The sequence below is a fragment of the Geomonas silvestris genome, assembly GCF_014193515.1.
GTDB lineage: Bacteria > Desulfobacterota > Desulfuromonadia > Geobacterales > Geobacteraceae > Geomonas > Geomonas silvestris.
This window is the reverse complement of the sequence record NZ_BLXX01000018.1, coordinates 47,287-56,703: the sequence shown is the minus strand read 5'-3', so window position 1 is coordinate 56,703 and position 9,417 is coordinate 47,287. Positions and strand designations below refer to the sequence as shown.

7 protein-coding genes and 2 riboswitches are annotated in these 9,417 nt (G+C 58.9%); of the genes, 2 read left to right on the top strand and 5 right to left on the bottom strand.

What is annotated here, in order from left to right:
- Positions 1–490: 490 nt before the first annotated feature.
- Positions 491–1,168: a response regulator gene (locus GMST_RS20175; protein WP_183356515.1), complete on the bottom strand. Its 678-nt coding sequence runs from the start codon at positions 1,166–1,168 to the stop codon at positions 491–493.
- A 33-nt stretch (positions 1,169–1,201) separates the two neighbouring features.
- Positions 1,202–2,653, bottom strand: a complete 1,452-nt coding sequence (locus tag GMST_RS20170; RefSeq protein WP_183356514.1) for a heavy metal sensor histidine kinase — start codon at positions 2,651–2,653, stop codon at positions 1,202–1,204.
- Between the two features lie 758 nt (positions 2,654–3,411).
- Positions 3,412–3,496, top strand: a riboswitch (cyclic di-GMP riboswitch).
- Positions 3,497–3,583: 87 nt separating this feature from the next.
- Between GMST_RS20170 and GMST_RS20165 the strand changes: the two genes are divergently transcribed.
- Entirely contained in the window at positions 3,584–4,459 is an 876-nt protein-coding gene (locus tag GMST_RS20165; protein WP_246399942.1) for a cytochrome C, read from the top strand.
- Positions 4,460–4,745: 286 nt separating this feature from the next.
- Here the strand turns inward: GMST_RS20165 and GMST_RS20160 are convergent, their stop codons facing one another.
- A complete protein-coding gene (locus GMST_RS20160) occupies positions 4,746–5,705 on the bottom strand; it encodes a cytochrome C (RefSeq protein WP_183356512.1) in 960 nt (319 codons plus the stop codon).
- Between the two features lie 23 nt (positions 5,706–5,728).
- Positions 5,729–5,814, bottom strand: a riboswitch (cyclic di-GMP riboswitch).
- A 74-nt stretch (positions 5,815–5,888) separates the two neighbouring features.
- Entirely contained in the window at positions 5,889–6,755 is an 867-nt protein-coding gene (locus GMST_RS20155) for a CxxxxCH/CxxCH domain c-type cytochrome (RefSeq protein WP_246399940.1), read from the bottom strand.
- Positions 6,756–7,533: 778 nt separating this feature from the next.
- Here GMST_RS20155 and GMST_RS20150 point away from each other — a divergent pair.
- Complete coding sequence (locus tag GMST_RS20150) at positions 7,534–8,856, top strand: cytochrome C (protein WP_246399938.1); 1,323 nt, start codon at positions 7,534–7,536, stop codon at positions 8,854–8,856.
- A gap of 78 nt (positions 8,857–8,934) precedes the next feature.
- On the opposite strand, the gene GMST_RS20145 is transcribed toward GMST_RS20150, so the two are convergent.
- Positions 8,935–9,336 (bottom strand): hypothetical protein, encoded by a 402-nt coding sequence (locus tag GMST_RS20145; RefSeq protein WP_183356510.1) that lies wholly within the window; start codon positions 9,334–9,336, stop codon positions 8,935–8,937.
- Positions 9,337–9,417: the final 81 nt, after the last annotated feature.

Here is a 9,417-nt window from a genome sequence, read left to right as displayed (position 1 = left end):
CTACCAGCGGTAGCGAGGGTGAAGATTGCTGCTGCGGCAAAGATCTTCGTTGCTTTCATGTACTGTCTCCTTTTGTGGTGTTGACTTCATGACATGTGCTGCAAACCTGTATCTCCTATTACACGCCGCGTGCCAAACCGCCGCAGCGCAAGCCGCACTCACGACAATACGCCGTAACTATTGGGGTAATAAATTCAAGCGCGGGTCCTACAAAAGGAATTTCTCAGAAAGGAGGGGACCTGGTACAGGCGGGAACGCGGGGGACTTTCGGTTTTAGCGGGAACGGTCCGAAGAAGGCTTAACAAAGACATACCGATTTCTTAAGATTTGGAAAGGTTGGTTTTTGGGCTCTCTGCAGGGGGCGGGCGACCTCCGGGACACGAAGGATACAAGAGAGGCAGGCTCCTCCAAAAAGAAAAGTGGGACCTAGGTCCCACCATTCTGAACTCCGGTTCCGCGCTACCTGGCACCAGGTGGCGCAGGCGACTCATCAACGTTCCTCGAGAACGTAGCCCCTCCCCCTGACGGTGTGGATCAGTTTTTCCTCGAAAGGTTCATCGACCTTGGCCCGCAGCCGCGTCATGTGGACGTCGATGATGCTCGAGATCTTGTCGAAGCTGTCGAAATCGGTATTCCAGATGTGCTCGGCGATCCTCATCTTGGAGATCACTTCACCCGAATTGCTGACCAGCAGGTAAAGCAAGGCGAACTCCTTGGGGGTCAGGTCAAGCCGCTTGCCACCACGTTTCACCCTCTGCCGCACCAGGTCGATCTCCAGGTCCGCCACCCGGTAAAGCTCCTCTTTGAGAACCGGGCCACGGCGGAGAACGGCGCTTATCCGTGCGGTCAGCTCGGAAAAGGAAAACGGCTTCACCAGGTAATCGTCCGCTCCCAGTTGCAGCCCCTTTATGCGTTCGGGTACCGAGTCCCGCGCGGTCAATATGATCACCGGAGTCATCTTTGTGCGGCGCAGCTCGGTAATGACAGTCAAACCGTCCATCTTCGGCAACGTCAGATCCAGGATAATGAAGTCATACTCTTCCTTGACGGCCAGGGAAAGCCCCTTTTGCCCGTCTTCCGCGACGTCAGCTGCAATGCTGTATTCCGAAAACCCCTTCTTAAGAAAAGCGCCGGTTTTTTCATCGTCCTCGATAATCAAGATGCGCATGATGTTCCCCTTATCCTTTGAAAGTTCAACGAATCAGCCTGCCGCGGCTACTTTGCCGGCCGGCTGGTTCGGGAAGTGCAGCGTGAACGTCGTCCCCACCTCAAGCTCGCTCACGACAGATACCGAGCCACCGTGCAGGTCCATGACCGCCTTCACCAGGGAAAGTCCGAGTCCGGCACCTGAGGCATTGAGTAAATGGGAACTGTCTCCGCGGTACAGACGGTTAAAAATCCAGGGAAGCTTTTCCTGGGGGATGCCGAAGCCGGTGTCGCTCACCACGATTTCCAGGGATTGATCGCCTGCCTCCCGGACCACTATGTTCACCTCCACGCCTGGCGGCGAGTAGTTCAAGGCGTTGAGCAACAGATTGCTGATAGCCCGGCGAAACAGCAGCGGGTCTCCGCTCAAAAGGGCGCGGCCGTGACATGAGAATTTCGCACCCTTCTCTTCCGCCATCGGCGCGTACAGCGTATAGAGATCCTCGATCTCTTCGACAGGATCGAAAACGGTGCGTTCGATGTGGCTGGCGGGATTCTCGGCCCTGGCCAGGAACAGGAGGTTGTTGACCAGGCGGGATAGCCGGGCGCACTCGTCGACACTCGACTCCAGCACCTTCTTGTAGTCCTCGGGCTCCATGTCATGCATCAGGGCGACCTCGGCCTCCCCCATCAGGATGTTGATGGGAGTACGGATTTCATGGGCCAGGTTGGCCGCGAAATGGGACAACCGGGCCAGCGAGTCTTCCAGGCGATCGAGCATGGCATTGAAGGTTACCGCGAGACGCTCGATCTCGATCGGCCATTCTTTCGGATCGGCCCTTTCGGTGAGCCTGTTGCAGCTGATGTGCTCAGCCACCTGAACCAGCTCGTCAAGCGGCTTGATCACCTTTCTAATTACCAGGAATATTATGACTGGCAGCAATAAAATCTGCGAAATCGCAATCAGTATGATTTTGAAATTGTTCTTTTCGTCAATTTTCACCGCCGTGTTCACGTCAAGGGCAATCTGTATGGTCAGCTTTCGCTTGTCCCGGGAAGGGATCATGGAATCGGACTGAAGGAGAAAATATCGGCCGTTGTTCGCTAGCCGGACGGTGTCTTTGCGATAGGAGTCGAATTTTTTGGGCGGAGCGGGGAACCATTGCTGCGGCAGTATCTTGTTCATCCCCCGGGTTTCGAAAACGACCCGGCCCGACTCGTCGATGAAGCGCAGGTAGTAGTGTGGAAACATGACGTTTTCCACTTCCCACTCCACGTCCGCCTGGATTACCTGGAGGTAGTTCGGGTTCTCTTCGATGATGGCGTGCAGCATGTGCAGCCGGTCATAAACGAAGTCCCGCTGTACCTGCGACAGGCTGCTGTGCAGGGATGAGTGGATAAAGTGGTACATGGTGAACAGGAAAAAAGTGGACAGCAGGACGATAAACAGCGAGAGCCTGACCTTAATAGGCCACTTTTTAAAGTTCTTATCAAACCCGGTCAGCAAAAAACACCTCACAGTTCAAAAAAGGCAGAGACAACAGCTTGACCTCCCGCTTGATCCAATCTGCGTGACCATCGGCCTCGTCTTGCCCCGTCCCCGTTCAGCGATACACAGGCGCACCACCTGACGGTAAGCCCCCTCCATCCTCGGTTCGACCGGTACAGACCAGCCCCCCCTGCCCCCTGCCCAGACAGGAGGATCGCAGCCATCAGGCTGATCCTTCCACTATCGACAAAAAATCAAGACATAACGGCCAGGTGAGGCTACCGCATGTAACGCGCTACTGTCAACAGTTACGGTGTCGCATATGAGGGAGCCTTTCAGGCGCCGGTGGTCCGCCACAGCTGACATTTTGCCACGCCACGTTGGCACGGTTCACTCAGTAGTGCTCTCTCAGGCACCGGTTTTCTAATTGTCGAGGCAGGAAAATAGCTGACGTAGATGACTAAAGTTCCCTTTCTTCGTGTCGATTAATCCTTGGCAATCACCAACGGCTAACCTTCAAGGGTGGCGGACCGGGGACCTCGCTACCTTACCTCCGGGGGAACCTCTCGGTTCGACCGTCCCGCATCACTTGGATCAGGATTTCCCAGACACTCGAAGAGAGGAGGTGAGGAAATGTGCCGGACCTTGGGGAGCAAACAGAAGCGGGGCCGCTGGCGTTTGACAGGGGACCTGTCACGAGCGGGACCAGAACAGAGACTCATTGCTGCAGGTAGAGGGTCTGCAGGTTAACAGCCGGATTATCTCTTAACCACACACTCTGATCATAGTAAACCCATTGGAAAATGGGGGCACAAAGCCACAGGTCCCACGTTCACCGAACCGGACAGCTGGGCTACCGGAGAAAAACCAAGGAGGACGAAAATCATGACCGATTTCCGCCTGAATCCCACGCTCCGGACGGCTCTTATGTTGGCCGGAGCCATCTCCATGTTCGCTATGACTTCGTGCGGCAGTGAGCCGGCCCCTCCGCAAGAAAGCGCGGCCGCCCCTTCCCTGGCAAAGAATGCCGAGCTAGGCGCACTCCCCGTCAAAGGCAAGGTCAGCGGCACGACAGCGCCGCAGGCAGCCGCCTTCGGGATGCGCTGGTTCAACACGACTGAAAATCGCAGCTACATCTTCGACGGCGCCGACTGGGTTCCCCACGACAACACCGTTGACGATTTCTACAAGGCAAAAGAGCAAAAAGCGAAGTTGAGCGCCAAAGCGCTGGCGCTCGATGCGACCGAGGTCTGCGTGGACGGGGACCCCAGTTGCACGCCGACCGGGGCACACGGAGGGCATGCCGGCTTCGACTGCAAGGTGTGCCACAAGGTGGGCGGGCGCCTTTCCTTCTCCAAGACCTCTACCCCTACGGCATACTCTGCCAATCTCCCCGCGCCCACGTTCGACGCGGTCGCCAAGACCTGCTCCAACGTCTCCTGTCACGGCGTTTCCAAAGGGACCTACAGTTTCTACTCCCTCCCGGACGGCAACGGCGACATCACCCTGATAACGGTCAGCTACGGAGGCACGACCGGAACCGGCAGCTCGCCTCCCTGGAACGGCACCGGTAACGTCAGCGGCTGCAGCGCGTGCCACGATGACCCGCCCCGCAACGGCTCGAGCGGCAGCAACGTATGGCACAGCGGCTACCACGGCGGGCAAGGCCCTACCGGCGTCCGCAACCAATGCCAGTTCTGCCACCCCGATGCGACGAGCCCGGGAAACGGCATAGGCGACACGATTATCGATCCCTCTCTCCACGCAAACGGGGTGGCGAACGTTCGGGCGACCTTTACCAGTTCCTGCTTCGGATGCCACTGAGGCTTCACGGGGGGCACAGCAAAAGCTGAGGAACCGGGACGGACCGGCAGCCTAACGCGCACGGCCAGCCAAGCCATCCGTTTGCAGGGCGGCAGAAACAAAAGGGTGAACGGAGTGGGGAGGCGGGTTGAGGCGGCAGCGATACCCGGCAAGGTGTGACGGTTTCTGTGGAAGCAGGCGATACGCAAAAAGGGCAGCTGATTCAGCTGCCCTTTTCTTTTATCCCAGATTTTCTTTGCCGCACCCTGCCAGTACTAGCGGGCGGCCCCGCCGACGCGCCTGGACGTCAGTGGCAGCCGAAGCATGCCGTGGTAAAGGTCGCCTGCACCTGCACCGACCCGTTGGCATGCAGCGACGGATTGGTGATGGTGTCGCCGATGCCGTTTCCGGGGCTCGTCGCATCGGGGTGGCAGAACTGGCACTGGTTGCGCTCACCGGTGGGGCCTTGGCCGCCGTGGTAACCGCTGTGCCAGACGTTGCTCCCGGTGGAACCGTTGCGGGGCGGATCGTCATGGCAGGCGGAGCAACCGGCGGCACCCGTGGAGTACCAGGAAGGGGTCGAGCGGGAGCCGCTGCCGTAGCTGATCGTGGTCAGGACGACAGAACCGTCGCTCCAGTCGGTGGTGTAGTAGGTGAAGGTGCCGGAGGCTGCATGACATGCCACATTCGAGCAGGTCTTCGCCGTGGCGTCGTAGGTCGGAGCGGGTTTGCCCGCCGCGTAGGCCGGACCGTTCTTGTCGAACACCAGGCGCCCCCCTACCTTGTGGCACACCGAACAGGCAAAGGCATAATGGCCGGCGGGTGTCGTACCAGCGGCGCCGTGGGCGCCCGTCGGGGTGCAGGAAGGATCGCCGTCGGTGCAGACGTCGGCCTGCACCATCAGGGCTGCACTCTTGGCAGCGCCCGAGGCCTTGTTGGCGGCATAGTACGCGTCGACCGTGCTGTCATGGGGGACCCAGGAGGCACCGTCGAAGATGTACTCCTTCCCCTTGGTGGTATCGAAATAGATCATGCCGAACACGGCCTCGGCGGGAGGCGCCGCAAGTCTCTGCCGCGCCTTCTGCGGAAGCTTGCTGACGTCCACCGGCGTGGCGGCGGAAGCCACTTTGGCTTCCGTCGTGCCGGTTTCCGCGGCCGTTTGCGGCGCGGTCGATTCGTCTCCGCAGCCGGCACAGGCCACAAAAGCCAAAGCTACGGCGAGCCGGGTAAACAGGGTGCGTTCCGGAAACAAATTCCTGACTGACATAGTTCCTCCTTTTCAGCAAGACTTCCGGTAGCTCAGCCGTCCGGTTCTCACGAACTTGGGACCTGATGCTTTGCGTCCCCATCTTCCGATGGATTTGCCCTTGCACGGAGATTGATTTCAACTTTCGAGAATGGCCGATGTGGCATCGACCGGAGTACCGTTACCGCCCGAACCTGCCGACGATCAGTGGCAGGTAAAGCAGGCCGAGGTAAAGGTGACCACCACGTCTGCGACGCCGTTTGCATGGAGTGCCGGATTGGTGATGGTATCGCCTATGCCGTTACCGGGGCTCGACGCGTCGGGATGGCAGAACTGGCACTGGTTACGGGCACCAGTGGGACCCTGACCGCCATGATTGCCGCTATGCCAGACGTTGGAGCCGGTCGAGCCGTTGCGGGGAGGGTCGTCATGGCAGGCGGTGCAGCCGGCGGCCCCCGTCGAGAACCAGGACGAGGTCGGACGGGGAGCCGCGCCCCCGTAGCTTACCGTCGTGAGCACGTTGGCATCGAGGCCATAGTCATACACGTAGTAGCTGAAGGTACCGCTGACCGCGTGGCAGGCCACGTTGGAGCAGGTTTTGGCGGTAGCATCGAAGGTCGGAGCAGGCAGTCCGGATCCGAAGGCGGGGCCGTTCTTGGCAAAGGAGACCCGTCCGCCCACCTTGTGGCATACCGAGCAGGCAAAGGCGTAGTGGCCGGGAGGGGTCGAGCCGGGGCCGCCATGAGCACCCGACGGGGTGCAGGCGGGGTCGCCGTCGGTACAGACGTCGGTCTGCACCATCGAAGCGGCGGTCTTGGCCGGGGTTTTGGCCGCGGGTTTGTGGGTGGCGTAGTAACTGTCGACCGTATTGTCGTGGGGAACCCAGGAAGCACCGTCGAAGATCTTCTCTTTGCCGGTGGTGGCATCGATGTAGATCATCCCGACCACGGCAACGGCGGGAGGAGCGCTGAGCCGCTGTTTTCCGCGTGCCGGGAGTTGGCCGACCTCGGCCTTGGTAGCCACGGTGGTCGGTTTGGACGTCGCGGGCTTGCTGGCTGCAGCACCAGGCAAAGAAGTGGATTCTTGGCCGCACCCTGAAACGAGCATCAGCGGCAATGCCGCCGCGACCAGAACAGACCTCACACGTGCCGGATAAAAGCATCTGACTGACATAAAAATACTCCTTTGCAGTACGGAGTCGGCAGCTACCGCAACGTGCGGACTGCAGCTATATGGCCCTGACATAAGGGTTCGCTATGATATGGGATGACGCCGAATCAGAAGACGCTTTTATGAGTGCAGTGACCGTTTGGCCAGCAAGCGACAAGGCAACAGAAAGGTTTTCTAATTTACTCTTCGTTTATCATAAACTCTACTAACTGTCAAAAAACATTTATTGACAACATATTAATTACAGTTAAGCGCCACAACCGGTTTTCTCTTACACGGCAGAGAGTTAGCAGGCATTACATCCTGTCAATCCAAGCGATTAGCACTGTCGGAAGGTATCCCGGCAACTCCCCGCAATGCTGTTTTCCTCGTCATGCGACCCCGGCGTCCTCCGGGCTGACCGCCTCTATCTTGATCCGCTCTTTATAACTTTTCAGCGATCTTTGTGAAGGCCCAGCCATTCCAACTCCCCCTGATTAACTCCAGTACAAAATCTGGAATCAGCTGTACCGATGTTCAACATCAGGTGCAGCTAAAATTGAAACCGCCTTTCACTTAAAAAGGCTCGCAGCGAAAAACAAGCAAAACATCGAGATGTTACACAACGGAACGACGCCGCGCGGGATCTGGCACAGCTAGTGTAAACCCCAGGACAGCTCTAGAAATAAGGAGATCAGTCATGGCATACCTGGGCGCGGTAGTTTTTATTCTTAGCTTGGTCATCACGGGGCTTCCGGCGCAATCCGCAAACGCTGCGGAATCGTTCCACTCGGGAAGCGCGGGCAAATGCGAAGAGTGCCACCTTTCAGCCAGGAATGACGAGACGGGCGATGCGGCAGCAGCTAACGGCGCGGCTGCCCGCGGTGCGGTTGGATCGAGAAACGGCAAGGTCATGTTGCGTGGCTCGGACCCCAGTTCGACCTGCCTTAGGTGCCACGAAGCGCCGCAAGGCGCCATGCAGCCCCAGGGGCATTTCGTGTCCTCTTCCAACCTCGGAGCGGGCCTGGCCCCTACCCAGCTTACGCCGGGCGGCGATTTCGGGTGGCTGAGGAAAAACTTCCAGTGGCAGGCCAAAGACGGTGGCAACGAGCGGAGCTCGGGCGACCGGCACGGACACAACATCGTCGCGGCCGATTACAGCTACGCCGCGGACGGCACGCTCCGTACCGCCCCGGGGGGGACCTTTCAATCGGCGAATCTCTCCTGCACCAGCTGCCACGATCCGCACGGCAGGTACCGCCGGGACGTAAACGGAACGATTTCCACTACGGGCCCCGCGGTCGGGGGTTCCGGGTCCTACACCAGCAGCGCGGATCCGGACAGCTTCTCCTCGGTTAGTACCTACCGCATGTTGGCCGGCAAAGGCTACCAGCAGAAATGGTCCAGTGGCGCCGCCTTCATGGCCGACCCGCCCGCGGCAGTGGCACCGGTAACCTACAACCGCTCCGAGGCGTCCACCGATACCCGCGTAGCCTACGGCAGCGGCATGTCGGAGTGGTGCCAGAACTGCCATAGCAGCATCCACAAAAGCGACGGGATGCGCGCCAGCCAGCACCCTGCGGGCAACAACGCGAGGCTCTCGGCAGACACCACCTACAACTACAACTTCTACGTCGCATCGGGGAACCTAAGCGGCAAGCAGGACACGGCCTACACCTCGATGGTGCCGTTCGAGATGGGAACCGACGACTACACCGTGCTGAAACAGGTGGCCAACAGCAACGGCTCCAACGCGAGCGGCCCGGATGGAAGCGCCAACGTCATGTGCCTCTCCTGCCACAGGGCCCATGCCTCGGGGTGGGACAGCATGACCAGGTGGAACACCAAGTCGACCATGCTGGTAGCTAACGGCAGGTACCCGGGTATCGACAACGGTGCCTCGGTAGACGATGCGCAGGGGCGCACCGAGGCGGAAACCAGGAAGACCTTCTATGACCGTCCGGCAAGCCGGTACGCGCTTTACCAGAGAAGCTTGTGTAACAAATGCCACGCCAAGGATTGAGTGGACAGCGGACAGAGCAGGTGAGTGCAGACGAGCCCCGGAGGTGATCTCCGGGGCTCGTCTGTTTTTTGGGGCGGGTCAGTTTGCCATTTCTTCGCAGACCAGGCTTTCTTTGTCACATACGTTCAGGCAGATGGTGTTCCCTATATCGTCAAGGTAGCAATGCCGCGTCACCATGGCGCATTTCTTGTTGCAATTCACGATCAGGGTAGTCTTGGCATCTTTGTCTTTCGCAGCATCCAGCACCGAGTTCATGGGGTCGCGTTTCTTTAGTACGGGGGTCGGGGTCTGGTTGGCGAGCACTTCACCCTTGAGATCGATGATGCTTTTCTGGTCGGTAGAAACTTTCGCCTTGTTCTGTTGCAGCATCTCAACCAGAGGGATCGTGTTTGCCTTGTTTCCCGCGGCGAGGCAGGTCATGGGAAAGAGCATAAACCCGCCACAACAAAGGACAACAACCAGTTTGCCTGCAACGTTCATGTGGAAATCCTCCTGCCAATCGGAAAATGAGCAACCGTCTCCAGGGCTGCGGCGCCGCTCCCGCTCCGTAGGAATTTCGGG

Coding starts and splice junctions, on each gene's coding strand:
- GMST_RS20175 (WP_183356515.1), bottom strand. CDS start 1,168: ATGCGCATCTTGATTATCGAGGACGATGAAAAAACCGGCGCTTTTCTT.
- GMST_RS20165 (WP_246399942.1), top strand. CDS start 3,584: ATGTTCGCTATGACTTCGTGCGGCAGTGAGCCGGCCCCTCCGCAAGAA.
- GMST_RS20160 (WP_183356512.1), bottom strand. CDS start 5,705: ATGTCAGTCAGGAATTTGTTTCCGGAACGCACCCTGTTTACCCGGCTC.
- GMST_RS20150 (WP_246399938.1), top strand. CDS start 7,534: ATGGCATACCTGGGCGCGGTAGTTTTTATTCTTAGCTTGGTCATCACG.
- GMST_RS20145 (WP_183356510.1), bottom strand. CDS start 9,336: ATGAACGTTGCAGGCAAACTGGTTGTTGTCCTTTGTTGTGGCGGGTTT.